Here is a 19516-nt window from a genome sequence, read left to right on the forward strand (position 1 = left end):
AAAAGGAGGTGCAATTATGCCGAAAATTACTTCCAGCGCAGATTTGCGCAACAACTATAACGAGATTTCTAATTTCTGCCATCAGTATAAGGAGCCGGTTTTTATTACCAAAAACGGCAAGGGTGATTTGGCTGTCATGAGCATTGAAGCCTACGAGGAGATTACAGCAAGGTTTGAGTTGTATGGTGCGTTGAAACAAGGTTTAGATGATATTGAGGCGGGGAGAGTAGTTTCTGCAGAAGATGCTAAAGAGATGTTCAGAAAGAAATATCCTGGAGCAAATATATGATGACGTACAAGATAATTTATACGCAAAAAGCATTGACGGATTTAGATGCTGTCGCTAGTTATATAAAGCTCAAGTTGTGTAATATCTCTGCGTCAGATCGTATAATAGAGAATTTTTTCGGCGAAGGAGATAGCCTTGCTTCTTTTCCGACTCTTTATCCCTTATGTAACGACGCATTTTTGCGTGCGTGGGGAATCCGCTTCGTGCCTGTGAAAAATTATCTGCTGTTTTATGTCGTGCGCGAAGATGAAAGTGCTGTTTATGTCATTCGTTTTCTGTATGCTAAGCGTGCTTGGCAAAATATTTTGCGCGAGTATGTCAAAAAAGAAGGCGGCGGATTTATGCCTGTTTTTACAACACATTATATTCAGGAAGAAACAGAAAAATATGGAGCAAAATAAAAACAGCAGCCTTGGCATACGCAAGCGTATACTGAGGCTGCTGAATTTTTATTCTTCTGCTGCTGTTGCCAGCTGTACCTTCAGCTCTACACCGAAGGTTTTTTTGAACCATGACAGATGCTCCTGAATCTGATGCATTTCAATACTGGGAATACCTTGAGCATAGAGCTTTAAGGTAGCAGTCTTTTTGTTGATGCCAGGTTCAATAACGTGAATCTGGGAGGTTTCCGTATAATCGAGGCTTTCGGCTAATGCCAGCAGCAGTGCCAGCTTGTTGATTGTTTTCCAGTTGGCGTCGCTAAGCAGTTCCTTGTAGAAACGGTCCTTGAAATAGTTTTTGGAAACGCCGTTATGCCAGCCGGCGATAGCTGCCGTGATGACCTGCTCTTTGTGCGTCAGACCAAAGAGCTTGGCATTTAAAATCATATAGGCACTATGACGTGCGTGACTGTAGAAGTTGATCGTAATGCCGATGTCATGCAGCAGTGCAGCGGTTTCCAGCAGACGGCGATAATTTTTGCGTAAGCCGTGCAGCTCACTCCAGCCGTCAAACATTGATAACACCAAATGGGTGATGTGTCTGGAATGCTGCTGGTCGGGTTCATATAGGTTTAACACATTTTCCCTGCTCATTTTAAGGATATCATTCGCTATAATGGGCACGTGGTTTTCCTTGGAATAATAATCGAAGAACAGTCCTTCGCGCAGGCCGCAGCCGGAGGTGATGAGCTTTTTGGCACCCGTTGCCTCCAAAAGGCAGCTGATAATGCTAATGCCGGCCAAAATGATATCACTACGTTCACTGCTGAGGCCGGAAATTTTTTTGCGTTGCTCCAGATTTGTGTTGCGCAATCTGTTGAAGAAGCTGCAATATGTTTGCGCGGTATAGGAATAATTGTGGATTTTGGTTGCCGGATATTTCTTTTCACGCTGGATGATTTTAGCTACCGTACGCGCGGTACCGCCGACGCCGATGAGAGGCAGTCCGTTCTGCTTGAGCCAGGGGTACTTTTCCAGACGGCTAATGATAAAAAAGCTCACGTCGCTAAAGACATTGGCTGGCATGACATTGCGTGTGTTGAACATGGAGGTGGTATTGACTGCGCCGATAGGCAGGGATACGCTTTCCAAAATTTTACGGTTTTTGAACAGAATCAGCTCGGTACTGCCGCCGCCCAAGTCAAAGATGATGCCGTCCTTGACGTTGATGGTGTTGATAACGCCAAGATAGCTGATATAGGCTTCGGTATTGCCGGAGATGATGTGCAGCTGGATGCCTGTTTCCTCGGCAACGCGTGCGACAAGCTCCGCACCGTTGGCAGCGTTGCGGATGGCTGCAGTAGCAACGGCAATGGTTTTGTCAGCCTGATAAATTTTGCACATATAGGCAAAGCTTTTCATGGTTTCGATGGTACTGCTGAAGGCTACTTCTGTAAGCATGTTTTTTTCGTCGACCTTCTGACTCAGGCGCAGTGCTTCTTTTTGGTTATAGACCATATTATAAGCACCATTCTTATAAATATGGCTGATAACAAGCCGGGCCGAGTTGGAGCCGATGTCGATAATTGCGATTCGTTGCATTTTTCTTTTCTCCTTGTGGGGTGTTCCTCTAAACTCCGATTATTCTATTTTAACGATATATTTATTATATTACCCATAAGCGGAAAAAATCCTGCGTAAAAAAGTAAAATTCGTGTTAATTTGTTAAATTAATGTATAATCTCGATTTCTTCGCAGGATTTTTGTTAAGAAAAACGAATTATATCAATAATATACTGTTTTGGAGGCTTAGCTAATGAAGCGTAAAAATTATACAACCTTTGCTGCGATTCATCTAGGCTCGGAGATGCTCAGTATGCAGATTACCGAATATCATAATACCGAAAGGTACAAGGTTGTCGAATGCTGCAATCGACGCATCCGTTTGGGTGAGGCAACTTTTAAAAATAAAATAATTCCTTTTCCGCTTGTTTCCGAAATCTGCGAGATTCTGATAGGCTTCAAGCGCCTGATGAAGGAATACGGTGTAGAGGAATATGTTATGCAGGCGACAACGGCCGTGCGTGAGGCCAGCAATCAGGTTTTTCTGCTGGATCAGATTTATAACAAAACCGGCCTTGTGGTCGATGTTGTTGATATGCCGAAGGAGATTTATACCAAATTTGTGGCCATCCGTAATACGCTGAAGGCAGAAAAAATTTCTACCGAGCGTGAAGGCATGCTGATGATGGATATTTCCTCCGGCGGTTTGGGTGTAACGCTGGTGCGCGATGAAAAAATCTGCTATCAGGGCAATTTCCACATCGGTATCATCCGTATTAAGGAAAGCTTTGTGCGCAACCGCCGTGAAAGCATGCATTTTAACAAGGCGCTGACGGAATTTTTAAGCAGCACAATCGGCCCGGTAAGAAATGAGCTGGGTGACAGCAAGGTGCGTTATCTGGTGCTGTCCGGTACGGAAACGGAGCTTTTGCTGCGGATGCTGGGGCTGGATGAGCAGCAGAAGGTGCATCACATCAAGGCAGCGGATTTCCATGCCTTTTTCGACAGCATGCGTCAGATGAGCCTGGCACAGCTGATTCAGGTATATAAGCTGCCGGAGAATGTTGCGGAGCTTGTACTGCCTACGGTGCTGCTTTATGAACAGCTGCTGCATCTGATTCCCGCCAAGGAAATTATTATTACGGCAGACCGCTTTATCGACGGCATCCAGCTCCTTCATATCGGCAATAAAACGAATCCTGTAATGCGCAAGGAGCTGGAGCAGGAGCTTATCAGCCTTTTCCATACCATCGGCAGCCGTTATCTGTATGACAAGAAGCATGCCCAGCAGGTGGAGCGCCTGTCGTTGATTATTTTCGATAAGATTGCCAAGGCTTACGGCATGGGTGAGTATGAGCGCCTGCTTTTGCGTGCAACCTGCATTTTGCATGATATAGGCAAATACATCTGTATGCGCAGTCACTCTATCTATACATATCAGCTGATTATGTCTACGGATATTATCGGCCTGAGCGAGAAGGATAAGAAAATCGTAGCGCTGGCCTCGTATTATCATGCCAACAGACTGTTTGACAAGACCAATACGCTTGCTCCGCAGGTGGAGAAGGAGCTGGTGCCGGTTGTAGCCAAGCTGGCTGCCATTGTGCGTCTGGCTGATGCCTTAGACCGCAGCTATATGCAAAAAATCCACAGCTGCAGTGTAACGCTGAAGGATAATAAGCTGAAGGTTCTGGCAGCAAGCAAAGAGGATTTGACGTTGGAAATCTGGACGTTTGATGATAAATCAACTTTCTTTGAGGAAGTTTTTGGTATTGAACCGATTTTGGAACGGGTGAATAAGTGATGGGAAAATTAGATTTGACAAAGCCTGAGTATTTTTATAACCGCGAGCTGAGCTGGCTGAAATTTAATCTGCGCGTGCTGAAGGAAGCGATGGGTAAAGAAACGCCGCTTCTGGAGCGTTTGAAGTTTATCGCCATTTCGGCTTCTAACCTTGATGAATTTTTTATGGTGCGTGTAGCCGGACTGTGGAGCAATTTTGATAGCGGCGTAGAAAAGCGCGATGCTTCCGGCATGTCGGTGCATGAGCAGCTGGTGGCTATTTCGCAGGCAGCGCATGAGCAGGTGCGCACTCAGACAAAATCGCTGATTGCGCTGATGGCAGAAATGGATGCGGTGAAGCTGCATTTCCGCCGCGTTAAGGATTTGAGCGAGCTGGGCAAGGACTGGCTGGAGGAATATTACCGCGAGGTAGTTTTCCCGGTATTGACGCCGATGGCGGTAGATGCTTCGCGTCCCTTCCCGTTTTTGGCCAATAAAACACTGAACCTTGCTGTTGAGCTGATTAAGGCCGACGGCGAGCACAGCATGGGCCTGATTCAGGTGCCGAGCGTGCTGGACCGCATTGTTGAGGTAGAGCCTGAGGGCAAGCGTACCTTCGTATTTTTGGAGGATATTATCGCCAGCCATTGCCACGATTTGTTCAAGGGCTGCCATATTCTGGATATGGTGTCCTTCAGAGTAACGCGTGACAGTGACCTTGACTTGGAAGAGGATGACAGCGTTGACCTGATGAAGGAGGTTGAGGAATCACTGCGTAAACGTAAGCGCGGCGCTGCTGTACGTCTGGAAATCTTCAAAACGAATAATAATCGTATCAAAAAATTCCTCGAGGAAAATCTGGATGTTACAGAGATGGAGGTCTATGAAATCAACGGACCTTTGGATCCGACCTGCTTCTTTAAATTTATCGGTATGAAGGGCATGTGGCCGTGGCTGTATGAGCCATTTGTGCCACAGCGTCCGCTGGAGCTGCCGGATGACAGCGATTTGTTCGCCGCTATCCGTGAAAATGATATTTTGCTGCATCACCCCTATGAAAGCTTTGACCCGGTAGTTAAGCTGGTGAGTGATGCTGCCGACGATCCGCAGGTGCTGGCAATTAAGCAGACACTGTACCGTGTGAGCGGCAACAGCCCGATTGTTGCTGCGCTGGCGCGTGCTGCGGAAAACGGCAAGCAGGTAACCGTACTGGTAGAACTGAAGGCGCGTTTTGATGAGGAAAACAATATCCTCTGGGCGCGTCGTCTGGAAAAAGCCGGCTGCCACGTTATCTACGGTTTAGTCGGCTTAAAGACGCATGCCAAAATTATTCTTATCGTGCGCAAGGAGGATAACGGCATCAGGCGTTATCTGCATCTGGGTACAGGCAACTATAACGACAGCACCGCAAAGCTGTATACCGACCTTGGCCTGATGACGGCCAATGACGAGTTCGGCAGCGATGCTTCGGCGTTCTTCAATCTGCTTAGCGGCTACAGCGAGCCACCAGTTTGGAATAAGCTGGTTATGGCGCCATTGGGACTGCGCGAGAAAATTTACGCGCTGATTGATAATGAAATTGCCATGGTGCGTGCCGGTCGTGAGGGCCATATCATCGCCAAGATGAATTCGCTGATTGACCAGCCCGTAATCCAGAAGCTGTACGAGGCTTCGGCTGCAGGCGTGCATATTGATCTGATTGTGCGCGGTATCTGCGGCCTGCGCACAGGCATCGAAGGCATCAGCGATAATATTACGGTCCGCAGTATTGTAGGCCGTCAGCTGGAGCACAGCCGTATCTTCTGGTTTGCCAACGGCGGCGAGGAGCAGCTCTATCTTTCCAGTGCCGACTGGATGCCGCGTAACCTTAATGACCGCGTTGAGCTGTTCTTCCCGGTAGAAACAGAGGAGCATATCCATCGCATCAAGGCGCTGCTCGACTTGTATCTGCGCGATAACGTGGGTGCGCATATGATGCAGTCCAACGGTACCTATCGCCGTGTACGCAACAAGCTGGAGCCTGTGAGCGCACAAAGCACCTTGTACGAGATGGCGCAGCTGGCGGTGACTGCCGACAAGCTGCCGATGGAAAAACGTCTGCAGCCTGTATTCAGCCGCAGATAATAGTGCCGCATCATATTTATCAAGGATTACGAGCTAAAAAAGACTTATATTTTAATTGCTTACTTAAATCCTTATATTGATATTATGTGCTTAAGTTGTTATAATTAGTAACAAGAGCAGAGGGGGATTAAAATGAGTAATTATGCTGTAACTTTGAATTATAATTGCCATTATGGCTATGTAGAATATAACGAAGCGGATAAGACTGCCGTAGTAACCTTGCCGGAGGCTGTTGCCGAAGCCAAGGCTGCTGTCGAGAAGTATCTGGCAACTCCGTTGAGCCTGGATGTACCGCAGGGTGATACTATTCGTGATTTTGCTACGATAACGCTGGAGCCGCTTTCCAGTAAGGAGGCGTTTCAGGTAGCGCTCACCCGTCTTTGGGGTAAAACCGGCGTGCGTGTTGAATGGAGCATGCCTCCGGGAATGGCTGACGATATTGCCGCTGAGGTGTTGGCAGAAGCACATTAACTTCTGATTGTTTTAGGGCAGACTCTTGATTTAGCAGAGTCTGCCTTTTGGTTTATAAAAATTGTGTGAAGAATAGGAGAAATGCAGATGCTGGATATCAACAAATTACGCAATGCTTACAATGTTATTCACCGTATGAGCCAAAACAGACATCCTTTTGCCGAGGAGGAGCTTTCACTGGAGGTTGTACAGAGCGCGCAGGTACAGGAGGCGCTTGCCGATGCCGCAGAGGTTATTGCTGTTTACGGCAAGATTATGAATCTGGTGTCGCAGAGCACGAGCTTTAAGGTTGCACCCAAAACTCCTAAGGCAGTTAAAAGCAGCTTTGTTGTGGAGCAGGATGACCTGAGCAGGCTGCAGCCTATGACTGAAGCTACCAATATCACAAAGCTTGTAAAATATATTAATGATACCTTTGCAGATAAGGAAATGCATAATCTTACTACGGTGGAGCTTGGCAGATGGTTGGAAAATACCGGTTATCTGAAGTTGCCCGAGGATGGGCGCAATAAAATTCCGACAGAAAAGGGTTCTGCGTTGGGTATTGTTACCGAAAAGCGTGTAAGACAAGCCACCGGAGAGATTTATTATATTAACCTTTATCCGCAGGCAGCGCAGCAGTTTATTTTTGCTAATCTGCCTGCTGTGGCGGAGTTTTTGGCAAAGGAAAAAGAGGAGAAGCTTGCTGACGCATAACTTGCTGTTTCCTCATTGCCAGTATTTTGTTTTTGCGGTATAATATTTAATACAGCTTGGGTGGAAAGGCTTGAGTTCTGCCTGAGCTGTTGTTATGGTTCCGTAGCTCAGTAGGATAGAGCAACCGCCTCCTAAGGTTGCGTTACAACGGCCACCTCAAAAAAAACTAAATAAGGGATTGCAGTTCGACTTTGATCGGGCTATAATCATATATCAGACACGTCCATATAGCTCAGCTGGATAGAGCACACGCCTCCTAAGCGTGGGGTCGGAGGTTCAAATCCTCTTATGGACGCCAGTGAACAACGCCGAAAGCCTTTGTTTTCAAGGGTTTTCGGCTTTTCTTATATAAAAAGCTACGAAAAAGCTCTTTCACTGTATGAGATAAAATTCTACTCCAAAATTTGATTTTTGACAACCCCTCCAGAATCGAACGGTTGTTATAAGACAAAATCGCCAGCTAATTTTTAGCAGAAAACGGGCTGTTCTTGCTAATGAAAATGCCCTTCCTGCTAATCAGCCCCAAAATCGTGCCAAAAATCCAGCTAATCAAAAAAGGCGGATGTTTTGAATACCATGCAGTTATAGCAGATAAAATTAAATATCGTTATGTACATAGAGCGTCTATTTGCCCCGCATTGGGGATGGATAGGCGCTCTTTTTTTATGCCCAAACCCATGGGCAAATACAAGAGATTGGAGGTGTTTTATTTGAGCAAGCCTGTTTATACCGCAGACAAGCCGAGCGACTGTCATTACTGCTACTTCTGGACGAATGGCAGAAAGGGCTGCCGTCTGGGTAGAAATAATTGCTACTACTTAATCTCTTTGCCGCCGAAACCCAAGTCGGAATGTGATGGCTGTCCCTATGGGCGAGATCACCCGTGCATTGGTTGGTGTACGAAGAAGGTTATGCGTGAAGTGGGGCTTCGTTGATATGGATGTGTATGAACAGGAATACCGCTTCTACTATTTTGCCCGATGTCCTTACGAAAAGACGGATACGACTTTCCGCAGCATTCCGCTGACAACAGAAAGTTTTCCGCAGAAAGAAGGTGGTGAAGCCGTGTGAGTTTTGATTATTTTTACGGTCAGCAATCCGATCTATTCACATTCTATCGAGTTCCGAAGGTGTTGTTCACGAACGAGAGGTTCTGGAATATTTCTGCCGATGCCAAGATGCTGTATGGCATTTTGCTTGACCGCATGAGCCTGTCTGCCAAGAATGGTTGGATAGATAAAAACGGTAGAGTGTATATCATTTTTACAATCGACGAAGCGAAGATGGCTCTGAACTGTGCTGAACAAAAGGCTATCAAGCTGCTCAGTGAACTTGAGAAGAAAGCAGGATTGATTGAACGTAAGCGCCAGGGTTTGGGAAAGCCCAACCTGATCTATGTGAAGAACTTTATCTCTGCTGTGGATTCACAACTCTTGAATTGTGAAAATCACAATTCTGGAACAATGGAAATCACAACTCAAGAACTTCCGAAATCACAATGTAATAATACTGATATTAAAAATACTGAATTTAGTGATACTGATTCTATCTTTCCTTCCGGAAATGGTGGAATGATGGACGAGAATGACCGGTATCAAGAATACTTTGATTATTTCTCGGATCAGCTCAGTATGGATTTGTTGAAGAAGGATTACCCTTACGATTCCGAAATGCTGGATAACATTCTGGAGTTGATCGTTGAAACAGTTTGCACGAAGCGACCGTTGATTCGCATTGGTGCAGAGGAGCGTCCGGCAGAAATTGTCCGCAGTCGGTTTATGAAACTGAATGCCGAACACATTCGATATGTTATGGACTGCTTCAAGGAGAACACCACAAAGATTAGAAATATCCGTCAGTATATGCTGACTACGATATACAATGCGCCGACGACAATAGACACCTACTACGATGCTCTTGTTCGGCACGATATGTCACACGGATATTTGGAAGGAGGATTTAAGAAATTGAAAATGAAGCGAGAGGAAGGAGAGTGACGATAAATGTCGAAAAAAGCAACCATCATTGCGGTGGTCAATCAGAAAGGAGGCACTGGAAAGACCACCACCACCGAGAATCTGGGCGTTGGCTTGGCTCTTGAAGGAAAAAAGGTGCTTCTGGTAGACACCGATCCCCAGGCTTCCCTGACGGTCAGTTTGGGCAATCCCTGCCCGGATGATCTGTCTCCGACACTTTCCGATCTGATGGGAAAGATTATGATGGAAAACCCTATTACTCCCGATGAAGGGATTCTTCATCATCCGGAGGGCGTTGATTTGGTGCCGTCCAACATCGAACTCTCAGGTATGGAGGTAGCACTGGTCAATGCCATGAGCCGGGAAACCATTCTCCGGCAATACCTGGATACAGTCAAACAGAATTATGATTACATTCTTCTTGACTGTATGCCGTCTTTGGGTATGCTGACCGTCAATGCGTTGGCAGCTGCCGACAATGTGCTGATACCGGTTCAGGCAGCATACCTTCCTGCAAAGGGTCTGGAACAGCTGCTTGGAACCATCAACAAGGTCAAGAGGCAAATCAACCCGAAACTGAGGATTGAAGGGATTCTTCTGACGATGGTGGACAGCCGCACCAACTACTCCAAAGACATCAGCAATCTGATTCGGGAGAGCTACGGCGGAAAGCTGAAGGTTTACAAGACCGACATTCCCCGCTCTGTCCGTGCAGAGGAAATCAGCGCAGAGGGAACCAGTATCTTCAAGCATGATCCCAAAGGCAAAGTTGCCGAAGCCTATAAAATTCTGACGAAGGAGGTGTTAAACAATGCAGAAAAAAGGCGCAAACATCAGCTTGAAGGGGTACGATGATATTTTCTCCACCGATCAATCCAGAGCTGAAGCCCAGCAGGAGCGTGTGCAGGAAATTCCGCTTTCTGAGCTACACCCCTTTGAGGGACACCCCTTCCGTGTGGTTGATGATGAAGAAATGATGAAAACGGCAGAGAGCGTCCGAGATTTCGGAGTTCTCACTCCTGCGATTGTCCGTCCTGACCCCGACGGTGGTTATGAAATCGTTTCTGGTCACAGGCGGCACCGGGCATCGGAGCTTGCGGGTAAGGAAACCATGCCTGCGATTGTTCGTGACCTGGACGATGATGCAGCCATTATTTTGATGGTTGATGCGAATTTGCAGAGGGAGAGTATCCTGCCGAGTGAAAGAGCATTTGCTTATAAGATGAAGCTGGATGCGATTAAACATCAAGGTCAACGCACCGATTTAACTTCATCCCAAGTTGGGATGAAGTTGCAGGCAATGGATATAGTCGGTCAGGAGGCAGGAGAAAGCAGAAATCAGGTACACCGTTATATCCGTCTGACCGAACTGATTCCGGAACTGCTGGATATGGTAGATACGGGTCAGATCAAATTCAATCCTGCGGTGGAGCTTTCCTATCTGGCAAGTGAAGAACAGAAGGATTTTCTTTCTGCAATGGATTATGCTCAAGCAGCTCCTTCCCTTTCGCAAGCACAGCGAATTAAAAAGCTCGCACAGGAGGGCGAGTGTACGCTGGATGCGATGTGCGAGATTATGAATGAAATCAAGAAGGGAGAGCTGGACAGAGTAACCTTCAAAACGGATTCGTTGCGAAAATACTTCCCGAAGTCCTATACCAACAAGCAGATGGAGGATAAAATCATTCAGCTTTTGGAGCAATGGCAGAAAAAAAGAGAAAAATCAATGGAAAGGTAAGGTAAAAAATGTTTACACCCAAAAACATTCAGGGCGCTTTGGAAGAACTCTACGACCTTTGCGATCCTGATTATATGGTAGATATGCTCGTAAACTACAGTGAGGAGTTCGATGATATTTCTCCTGCGCTTCTGGCAAAGTCGTTTCAGAAAAATGCCGAGATGATTAGCGAGTATCGAGTATTGTCCTCTGCTGGTGAGGGTATCGACTATCAGGGAAAGGTACTTCTGAACAGCAGAGCCGTGCGGCTTCTGTCCTATGTAGAAGATATGAGCGGCGATGAAAAAGTTCGCACGATTCAGAGCAAGGAGCTGTGGTTAGCAGAAGATATGACATTCTATGTGGTGTCCTGTATGTCTACGATCACGATGGACAAGGAAGAAGCCATTTGTCTTAACGAACACCGCAGCGTGGTTACTACGGTGGAATGCGAGGACGATATTTTCTTCGACATGGGTTCCCTGATTTGCGAACTGGACGATATTTGCTTGTTCGAGCTTTTAGCCGATGTGGATGCGACTATTTATGAACTGTAACAGGTTCATGGATGGTCGCTTTTCTTATTTCCAAAGAAACGGAGGTATCGAAACTTGAAAGAATACGATGTGAAGATCACCGAAACCTTGGAGAAAACGGTTACGGTGCAAGCAGAATCTCACGATGCGGCAGAGGAACAGGTTAGAGCCGCTTATTACAATTCGGAGTACATTCTGGACTCCGAAAACTTTACCGGTGTTGCGTTCGGCACGACCGAGGAACGGGAGGTTCAGAAAGAACAGGCAGATACCATGAATGTGTTGCTGGTAAAGCCGTTCATGTATCCGCAGGCTGTGCAGATCGGCTGTGAGCTGGAGGATTTGCAGAAAGCCGTAGGTGGCGATATTGAGGCAACTTATCCGTTCAATGAGCCGGTTGCACTGGTGATGCACGACGAAGGTAAACTCGTAGGCAAAGAACTGAACCGTGCGCTGCGTGATGATGACGGCGATATTTATGACATTATCGCCGGTGATTTTCTGGTTGTGGGATTGGGCGAGGATGATTTTTGTTCTCTGTCCCCGGAACTGATGAAGCAGTTTGAGGAACACTTTCATCAGCCTGAGACTTTTGTACGCATGGGGCGCAGCATTATGGCGCTTCCCCTGCCGGATGACATGGTGAAGAAAGAAGATGCACCTGTCAAAGCTGATTCGGTTCCCCACAAAAGTAACCCTGACCGAGATGTTCTGTAAGGAGGTTCTTATGCAAAGAAATTCGACGATTGGAGAGCTGATGGAGCGAAAGCGGATTCAGGATGGTGCCAAGGAGTACCAGGGACATACCTATATGGACTTGGCACGATTTGATGACGCCACCAAGCACATGATTATTTTCGATGTGCTGACCGATGAATCGCCTGTCGGTTGGAAAGGCGAAAGAAATCGCCTGTATTTGAGCGATGTGGGTTATCAGAAGGCTCTGGATAACCAGAAAGCTGGCAATATCAAGATTATCAGCCATGCCGCAGTTGCCAAGGGCAATCTGTATTACGACCACAGAGATATGGCACGATAATCTGTTCACTCTACTGCTTGCAGGAGGTGATGAATCATGCAGGAAGAAGTTGAAAACAGAACAGTAAACCTGGCGATCAGCACAACCAAGCTGACGGGGCGCACTATCATTGCCGGTATCCGCAAGTATTTGCAGCACCGGGAAAAAGTGAAGATGAAAAAGGCACGAGACCCTGCCGTTCATGGAAAGCAATCCGTGAAACAGCTTTTGGGACAGAATCAGGGTGCTACGAATGTTGAGATCGACAAAGAGAGTATCCGTGATTTTGAAAAGCTCGCCAAGAAGTATGGCGTGGACTTTGCCGTAAGAAAAGATAAGTCCGTTGATCCTCCCCGGTTTCTTGTTTTTGTCCGTTCTAAAGATGCAGATGCTTTGGATGCAATCTGCAAGGAACATCAGGCAAGGGCATTAACCAAGAATGAAAAGCCGAGCGTTCTGGCGCAGCTGAAGAAGTTCAAGGAAATTGTCGCAGCGATTCCGAAGAAGGTTCGAGAGAAGAAACAGGAGCGTGATCTGTGATGGATAAGAGAAAAATGAAAAAGCTCCTGATTCTGAATTTACCGTATTTTCTGGTAGGGTTGTTCGCTACGAATTTAGGAGAAGCATGGAGATTGGCTGAGGGGGCAGATTCATCTGCGAAAATCCTCAGCTTTTTTCATGCCCTTCCGATAGCCCTGAACAATCCGTTTCCCAGCTTTCACCCGTTGGATTTGCTGATTGGTATTCTCTGCGGCGCAGGACTTCGGCTGGCTGTCTATCTAAAAGGCAAAAACGCAAAGAAGTACCGACACAATGTTGAGTACGGTTCTGCTCGTTGGGGAACGGCAAAAGATATTGAGCCGTTTATTGCACCAAAGTTCGAGGACAATGTGATCCTGACGAAAACGGAGCGGCTGATGATGAGCAATCGCCCGAAGAATCCTGCCAATGCCCGAAATAAGAATGTTCTGATTATCGGCGGTTCGGGTTCCGGTAAAACTCGCTTTTGGTTGAAGCCAAACCTTCTCCAGATGCACAGTTCCTATGTGGTCACTGACCCGAAAGGCAGCATCGTGATTGAGTGCGGCAACGCCCTTTTGAAGCATGGCTACACCATCAAGATTTTCAACACCATCAACTTTCAGAAGTCGATGCACTATAACCCATTTGCCTATATCCATTCAGAAAAAGACATTCTGAAACTGGTGACAACGCTGATTGCCAACACAAAGGGTGATGGAAAAGCCGGTGATGAGTTCTGGACGAGTGCGACTCGTTCGCAGACGGTAAAAAGTCTGCGCACGAGCAACGGTTTTCCGTTGTTCGGAGAACTGGTAGTTTGATAGGTGGAATGACGGGGTAACGCCCTGAAACGCCTACCCTTGATGGGCGTGCATTAGCTGTAATGGCTGGTGTACGAAGCCCCATGACAAAGGCTGAGAGTAACCGTAACCACTGCTTAAAGTGGTCGAAAGCGGTCTGGAGGCAGACTGTGTTACCTATAAGCCGAGAGTCTATAAGATACCTATGGTTAGAATGTTCGCTTTGGCGGGCGGACTGACGAACCTGCGAATGTACAGGTCTAAAAGAAGACCACGCAGAAATGTGTGGGTGCGTTAATGCGCAGTCGGTGTGGTTTAGTAGAAATTGATCCTACGAACGACCATGCTGTGTTACAGGCACAGGCAAGCCGACAGGTCTATAGCAGGAACCTACGGGTATGTATGAACAGATAGAACTATCGGAACGAGGAAAGGCAGCAGATTCCGCAAGGAATAGTCTGACGAAAAACAATAAGCAGACGAACTGCTGCTGAAAAGTAGTGGTCGAACCTATGATGTGCTTGCGTTATGTGAGCTACGGAGGAATGGCCACAAGTCGGTTGAGATAAGCAGGCATTATTCAATCCAACATAAGGATTCGAGTAAGACCAAAAGGGTCACTTTCGCAAAAAGGAGGTGATGCCTTATGCCAAAGAAAAACAAAACTCTATGTGTAGATGACTTACGTCATGCCGAGTATTACGGTATGCAGCCAGTTTTTGATGAACTCTATCATCGAAGTTTGGAGGGAGAAAATTTTACCGACCTTATGGATTTAATTCTGAGCCGGGACAACATTCTTCTGGCATATCGGAACATCAAAGCAAACGGAGGAAGCTACACAGCAGGAACAGACAACAAAAACATCAGTGACATCGGGTGTTTACCGCCCGAAACAGTTGCAGAGAAAGTGAGGTTTATTGTCACAGGAAGTCAGCACGGATACCGCCCAAAGCCGGTAAGACGCAAAGACATTCCGAAACCAAACGGAAAAACCAGACCGTTAGGTATTCCCTGTATCTGGGACAGGCTGGTACAGCAATGTATCAAACAGGTCATAGAGCCAATCTGCGAAGCGAAATTCAGCGACAACAGTTACGGCTTTCGCCCGAACCGTTCCGTGGAACACGCCGTGCAGAAAACTTACACCATGCTTCAACGCATGAACCTGCATTATGTGATTGAGTTTGATATAAAAGGATTTTTCGACAACGTAAATCACAGCAAGCTAATGCGGCAAATATGGGCAATGGGAATACACGACAAGCAGTTGATTTTTATTATCAAGCGGATTCTGAAAGCACCGATTAGAATGCCAGACGGCACTACACTCATTCCAGACAAAGGCACTCCGCAAGGCGGTATCATTTCACCGTTGCTTGCCAATATCGTGCTGAATGAACTGGACAAATGGGTTGAGAGCCAATGGCAGAACCACCCTCTTGTAAAGGAATACGGGTATGAGAGGAAAATCAGAAACTCGATTACTTTTGACCGGAGCAAGGCATTCCTCAAAATGAGGAAAACAGGGTTGAAAGAAATGTATATCGTGAGATATGCAGATGATTTCAGAATTTTCTGCCGGAATAAAGAGGACGCTTTGAGAACGAAAGAGGCTGTAACGGCATGGATAACCGAGAGGCTGAGGTTGGAGGTATCGCCAGAGAAAACAAGGATAGTCAATGTTAGAAAACGCTATTCAGAGTTTCTTGGGTTTAAGATACGAGTCAGACCGAAAAGCAGGAAGTACATCGTGCAATCTCATATCTGTGACAAAAAGTTGGAACTGGAAAGGCAAAAACTGGTGGAACAGGCGAAACGAATTGCCCGACCTTCAGAGGGAAAAAGACCTTTGGACGAAATACGGCTGTACAATTCAATGGTTCTGGGAATACAGAATTATTTTCAACTTGCCACCTGCATCAGCATTGATTGCAGGAAAATCCACAGACAGGTCATGACAGTTTTAACAAATCGGCTCAATACAGAAACCGGGTGCAGACTTGTTCGAGAGGGCGGCGCAATGACCGAGAGCGAAAAAGAACGGTTTGGAAAGTCGGCAATGATACGGTATGTATCTGGAATCGACCAACCTATCTACCCTATCGCATACATCAAGAACAAGATACCGATGGCAAAGAAAGCGGCGGTTTGCAGTTACACGGTAGAGGGACGGGCATTGATACACACGAACCTAAGTATGAACTCATCTGTTCTATCAGGTTTGAGGAATCAACCGTCTATGGGGCGAAGCACAGAACTTACTGACAGCAGGATTTCACTATTCTCGGCTCAACGTGGAAAATGTGCGCTAAGTGGGGAACTCTTTGAAAATGCGGCTGACATAGTATGCTGGCTGAAAACACCGGCAGAATTGGGCGGCAAGGAACGCTATCGAAATATGATTTTGTTCCATAATAGATTTCTTCCACTCCTGCAAGAGTGTCCTAAGAATGAGCTAAAAGAGATAGCCGACACGCTCAAGGCAACAAAGGAACTGATGTTAAAAGTGAACAGTCTGCGCCAGCAGGCTGGTTTGTCCGCAATAGAAAACTAACATTTCATTTGGTGATTGATTAAATGCTTGTGAAAACAACCGATGGAACGCCGGATGCGGTGAAAGTCGCACGTCCGGTGTGGAGTGGGGGAAAATCCGGCGATAACTTCAAAGGATTACCTATCACTATAGGCGGAAACGCTGCTCTACTGTGCCTTGATCGGATATATCCACTATGAAGCTCCGGTTGAGGAACAGAATTTCTCCACCCTGATTGAGTTCCTGAACGCAATGGAGGTGCGGGAAGATGATGAGGAGTTCCAGAACCCGGTGGATCTGATGTTTGAAGCCCTGGAAAAGAAAAAGCCGAATCACTTTGCAGTCCGTCAGTATAAAAAATACAAGCTGGCTGCCGGCAAGACCGCTAAGTCGATTTTGATTTCCTGCGGCGCTCGTCTGGCTCCTTTTGATATTCAGGAGGTCAGAGATGTGACTGCCTATGACGAGTTGCAGTTGGATACTCTCGGAGATAAGAAAACGGCGCTCTTTCTGATTATGTCAGATACGGATGCGACGTTTAATTTTTTGATCTCCATGATTTACACACAGCTGTTCAACTTGTTGTGCGAGAAAGCAGATGATGTGTACGGCGGCAGACTGCCGGTTCATGTGCGCTGCTTGATTGATGAGATGGCAAACATCGGTCAGATTCCCAATCTGGAAAAACTGGTAGCGACAATCCGAAGCCGTGAAATATCGGCTTGCCTTGTTCTCCAGGCACAATCACAGCTGAAAGCCATTTATAAAGACAATGCCGATACCATCATCGGCAACATGGATTCCCGAATTTTCCTGGGTGGTTCTGAGCCAACCACGCTCAAAGAACTGAATCAGGCATTGGGAAAAGAAACTATCGACACCTACAACACCTCCAACACCAGAGGTAACAGCCCGTCTTACGGCTTGAATTATCAGAAGTTAGGCAAAGACCTTGCGAGCGTAGATGAGCTTGCGGTTCTGGATGGCAGCAAGTGTATTTTGCAGTTGCGTGGTGTCAGACCGTTTCTTTCTGACAAGTACGATCTGACGCAGCACCCCAATTATAAGTACACATCAGACTTTGATAAGAGAAATGAGTTCAACATTGAGCAGTTTCTGAGTCGAAGGTTGAAGCTCAAGGCAGGTGATGAGTTTGTGGTAGTCGATGCGGATTAAGGAGGTTTCTGTTTGGAAAATCTGAAAACGGTATCTGCCCTGGTTAAGAACATCTTGGAACACGACCACAAGGCAAGAAATACCGACAATCATTTGTACCTGATGGTACTGGAACACTATTCCGGTCTGCGTGGCATCGACATTCATGCCATGACGGTTCCTGTGTTTTTGAAGGAACTGGATAGACGCAGCTTTCCGGGGTTTGAAACTGTCCGCAGAAGCAGACAGAAAGTGCAGGCAACCTACCCTGACCTTGCTCCCAGTGAAGCCGTAGGCAAGCGCAGAGCAAAAAATGAGGTTGTATATCGAGAATTTGCAGAAAGCGAGGTGTAAAAAAAATGACTTGGTGGATCACGGATACCTCTATTGGGCAGCGATTGAAGTTCGTTAGACGATTTCGCCGCCTTACCCAGAAAGAGCTTGGACTCCTGATGGGGTATTCCGAGAAAACAGCGGATGTCCGTATTGCTCAGTATGAGAAAAACGCTCGAACCCCTAATGCAGAAACCACAGCGAAACTCGCAGAGGTTCTGAAGGTTTCACCTGTCGTTTTTTCACCGACAATCTGTGCTTCTCGTGAAGATTTGTTGCAGTCAATGTATTGGCTGTTTCTTATGAAAGGTGGTGGTGATATATATGATTGTGAAACTGAATATGCAAGAAGCAGAATGGAACAGAAACTTGGCGTGATAACCGTCGAGGAGTTCCTTGAAAAGATTCTCGTAAACTAAGCCTTCCGTCCGGTTTTGATGCCGGTAGTACGGAGGGCTTTTTCTATTCTCAAAACAATTTCAAATTTTAGGAGGAAAATATTATGGCATTTTTCAATAGCGCAGTAACCGTTCTTCAGACTCTCGTTATCGCTCTGGGCGCAGGTCTTGGCATCTGGGGTGCAATCAATCTGCTTGAGGGCTACGGCAACGATAACCCCGGCGCAAAGTCCCAGGGCATGAAGCAGCTCATGGCTGGCGGCGGTGTTGCCCTCATCGGCACCACCCTTGTACCTCTGCTCTCCGGACTGTTCGGTTAATCACAAAACAAGGAGGTAATCGCCTTTGGACAGCATACTCCAACAGATCACAGACTGGCTGAAAGAAATGCTCGTTTCAGCTATTATGGGAAATCTGTCGGGGATGTTTGAGTCCGTCAACAACCAGGTTGGCGAGATAGCAACCTCCGTTGGCATGACCCCGGCGAATTTTTCGCCGGGTGTCTTTGCCATGGTACGAAACATCTCCGAGTCAGTGATTATCCCAATCGCAGGCTTGATTCTGACCTTCATTGCCTGTTATGAGCTAATTCAGATGATTATTGACCACAACAATCTGGCAAATTTTGAAACCTGGATCTTCTTCAAATGGGTGTTCAAGACTTTTGTTGCGGTCATGTTAATCACAAACACATTCAATATCACGATGGCTGTGTTTGATGTGACACAGCACGTTATAAACGCAAGCGCCGGTATCATATCCGGAAATACTGCCATAGATGCTTCGGCATTGGAAACAATGGAAGAAACGCTGATGGCAATGGATTTGGGTCCTTTGCTCGGCTTGTTCCTGCAATCCTTTATCGTGCAGGTCACGATGTCCGCTTTGGCAATCATCATCTTTGTGATCGTCTACGGTCGAATGATTGAAATTTATCTGATGGTCAGCCTTGCCCCGATTCCGCTTTCCACTTTTGGAAACAGAGAACAGAGCAATATCGGACAGAATTATCTGCGTTCGCTGTTTGCAATCGGATTCCAGGGATTCCTGATTATGATCTGCGTGGGCATTTATGCGGTGCTGATTCAGTCTATCGCATTCAGTGATGACATCATCGGTTCTATCTGGGGTGTTATGGGCTACACCGTCCTTTTGTGCTTCACCCTGTTTAAGACTGGTTCGCTTGCGAAGGGTGTATTCAGCGCTCACTAAGGGAAGGA

The 19516-nt window shown here is 46.6% G+C and carries 20 protein-coding genes, 1 tRNA gene and 2 pseudogenes; 22 read left to right on the forward strand and 1 reads right to left on the reverse strand.

Annotation, left to right across the window (positions count from 1 at the left end; translation table 11 throughout):
* Positions 1-16: 16 nt before the first annotated feature.
* Both HMPREF9443_RS09900 and HMPREF9443_RS09905 read left to right on the forward strand, forming a co-directional pair.
* Positions 17-289 carry a type II toxin-antitoxin system Phd/YefM family antitoxin gene (locus HMPREF9443_RS09900; RefSeq protein WP_009146472.1) on the forward strand — a complete coding sequence of 91 codons (273 nt, stop codon included), beginning with the start codon at positions 17-19 and terminating at the stop codon, positions 287-289.
* Positions 286-690 carry a type II toxin-antitoxin system RelE/ParE family toxin gene (locus tag HMPREF9443_RS09905; protein ID WP_009146473.1) on the forward strand — a complete coding sequence of 135 codons (405 nt, stop codon included), beginning with the start codon at positions 286-288 and terminating at the stop codon, positions 688-690. The genes HMPREF9443_RS09900 and HMPREF9443_RS09905 overlap by 4 nt, the downstream gene beginning before the upstream one ends.
* Positions 691-738: 48 nt before the next feature.
* Here the strand turns inward: HMPREF9443_RS09905 and HMPREF9443_RS09910 are convergent, their stop codons facing one another.
* Positions 739-2271 carry a Ppx/GppA phosphatase family protein gene (locus HMPREF9443_RS09910; protein WP_040565487.1) on the reverse strand — a complete coding sequence of 511 codons (1533 nt, stop codon included), beginning with the start codon at positions 2269-2271 and terminating at the stop codon, positions 739-741.
* 214 nt (positions 2272-2485) lie between these two features.
* Between HMPREF9443_RS09910 and HMPREF9443_RS09915 the strand changes: the two genes are divergently transcribed.
* From HMPREF9443_RS09915 to HMPREF9443_RS10010, 20 genes and pseudogenes are all read left to right on the forward strand, one after another.
* Positions 2486-4036 carry a Ppx/GppA phosphatase family protein gene (locus HMPREF9443_RS09915; protein WP_009146476.1) on the forward strand — a complete coding sequence of 517 codons (1551 nt, stop codon included), beginning with the start codon at positions 2486-2488 and terminating at the stop codon, positions 4034-4036.
* Positions 4036-6138, forward strand: a complete 2103-nt coding sequence (locus HMPREF9443_RS09920; protein WP_009146477.1) for an RNA degradosome polyphosphate kinase — start codon at positions 4036-4038, stop codon at positions 6136-6138. The genes HMPREF9443_RS09915 and HMPREF9443_RS09920 overlap by 1 nt, the downstream gene beginning before the upstream one ends.
* Positions 6139-6270: 132 nt before the next feature.
* Complete coding sequence (locus HMPREF9443_RS09925; RefSeq protein WP_009146478.1) at positions 6271-6609, forward strand: hypothetical protein; 339 nt, start codon at positions 6271-6273, stop codon at positions 6607-6609.
* Positions 6610-6696: 87 nt separating this feature from the next.
* Complete coding sequence (locus tag HMPREF9443_RS09930) at positions 6697-7305, forward strand: hypothetical protein (protein ID WP_040565489.1); 609 nt, start codon at positions 6697-6699, stop codon at positions 7303-7305.
* A gap of 221 nt (positions 7306-7526) precedes the next feature.
* Positions 7527-7603: transfer RNA gene (locus HMPREF9443_RS09935), tRNA-Arg, on the forward strand.
* A 569-nt stretch (positions 7604-8172) separates the two neighbouring features.
* Positions 8173-8376, forward strand: a complete 204-nt coding sequence (locus HMPREF9443_RS09940; RefSeq protein WP_223385014.1) for a hypothetical protein — start codon at positions 8173-8175, stop codon at positions 8374-8376.
* The gene (locus tag HMPREF9443_RS09945; RefSeq protein ID WP_002304312.1) at positions 8373-9302 is read left to right on the forward strand and encodes a DUF6017 domain-containing protein; all 930 of its coding nucleotides are present in this window, start codon (positions 8373-8375) and stop codon (positions 9300-9302) included. The genes HMPREF9443_RS09940 and HMPREF9443_RS09945 overlap by 4 nt, the downstream gene beginning before the upstream one ends.
* Before the next feature lie 6 nt (positions 9303-9308).
* Positions 9309-10136 (forward strand): ParA family protein, encoded by an 828-nt coding sequence (locus HMPREF9443_RS09950; protein ID WP_002304313.1) that lies wholly within the window; start codon positions 9309-9311, stop codon positions 10134-10136.
* Entirely contained in the window at positions 10093-11019 is a 927-nt protein-coding gene (locus HMPREF9443_RS09955; RefSeq protein ID WP_002304314.1) for a ParB/RepB/Spo0J family partition protein, read from the forward strand. The genes HMPREF9443_RS09950 and HMPREF9443_RS09955 overlap by 44 nt, the downstream gene beginning before the upstream one ends.
* A 182-nt stretch (positions 11020-11201) precedes the next feature.
* Positions 11202-11555 carry a hypothetical protein gene (locus HMPREF9443_RS09960; RefSeq protein WP_230197179.1) on the forward strand — a complete coding sequence of 118 codons (354 nt, stop codon included), beginning with the start codon at positions 11202-11204 and terminating at the stop codon, positions 11553-11555.
* A gap of 54 nt (positions 11556-11609) precedes the next feature.
* Complete coding sequence (locus HMPREF9443_RS09965) at positions 11610-12251, forward strand: DUF3846 domain-containing protein (RefSeq protein ID WP_002588969.1); 642 nt, start codon at positions 11610-11612, stop codon at positions 12249-12251.
* 10 nt (positions 12252-12261) lie between these two features.
* Complete coding sequence (locus HMPREF9443_RS09970) at positions 12262-12573, forward strand: DUF5720 family protein (protein ID WP_002304317.1); 312 nt, start codon at positions 12262-12264, stop codon at positions 12571-12573.
* Between the two features lie 36 nt (positions 12574-12609).
* Positions 12610-13092: a PcfB family protein gene (locus tag HMPREF9443_RS09975; protein WP_002304320.1), complete on the forward strand. Its 483-nt coding sequence runs from the start codon at positions 12610-12612 to the stop codon at positions 13090-13092.
* A pseudogene (locus tag HMPREF9443_RS09980) lies at positions 13092-13823 on the forward strand (type IV secretory system conjugative DNA transfer family protein); the annotation flags it as partial. The gene HMPREF9443_RS09975 and the pseudogene HMPREF9443_RS09980, both read left to right, overlap by 1 nt.
* A gap of 697 nt (positions 13824-14520) precedes the next feature.
* Positions 14521-16431 carry a group II intron reverse transcriptase/maturase gene (ltrA, locus tag HMPREF9443_RS09985; protein WP_009005801.1) on the forward strand — a complete coding sequence of 637 codons (1911 nt, stop codon included), beginning with the start codon at positions 14521-14523 and terminating at the stop codon, positions 16429-16431.
* Between the two features lie 132 nt (positions 16432-16563).
* Positions 16564-17586, forward strand: a pseudogene (locus HMPREF9443_RS09990) (VirD4-like conjugal transfer protein, CD1115 family); the annotation flags it as partial.
* A 12-nt stretch (positions 17587-17598) separates the two neighbouring features.
* The gene (locus HMPREF9443_RS09995) at positions 17599-17919 is read left to right on the forward strand and encodes a hypothetical protein (protein WP_002304332.1); all 321 of its coding nucleotides are present in this window, start codon (positions 17599-17601) and stop codon (positions 17917-17919) included.
* Between the two features lie 5 nt (positions 17920-17924).
* Complete coding sequence (locus HMPREF9443_RS10000) at positions 17925-18317, forward strand: helix-turn-helix domain-containing protein (RefSeq protein WP_002304334.1); 393 nt, start codon at positions 17925-17927, stop codon at positions 18315-18317.
* Between the two features lie 83 nt (positions 18318-18400).
* The gene (locus HMPREF9443_RS10005; RefSeq protein ID WP_002576404.1) at positions 18401-18616 is read left to right on the forward strand and encodes a Maff2 family mobile element protein; all 216 of its coding nucleotides are present in this window, start codon (positions 18401-18403) and stop codon (positions 18614-18616) included.
* A gap of 25 nt (positions 18617-18641) precedes the next feature.
* Entirely contained in the window at positions 18642-19508 is an 867-nt protein-coding gene (locus HMPREF9443_RS10010; protein WP_002304374.1) for a VirB6/TrbL-like conjugal transfer protein, CD1112 family, read from the forward strand.
* Positions 19509-19516: the final 8 nt, after the last annotated feature.

The sequence above is a fragment of the Phascolarctobacterium succinatutens YIT 12067 genome, from assembly GCF_000188175.1.
GTDB lineage: Bacteria > Bacillota > Negativicutes > Acidaminococcales > Acidaminococcaceae > Phascolarctobacterium_A > Phascolarctobacterium_A succinatutens.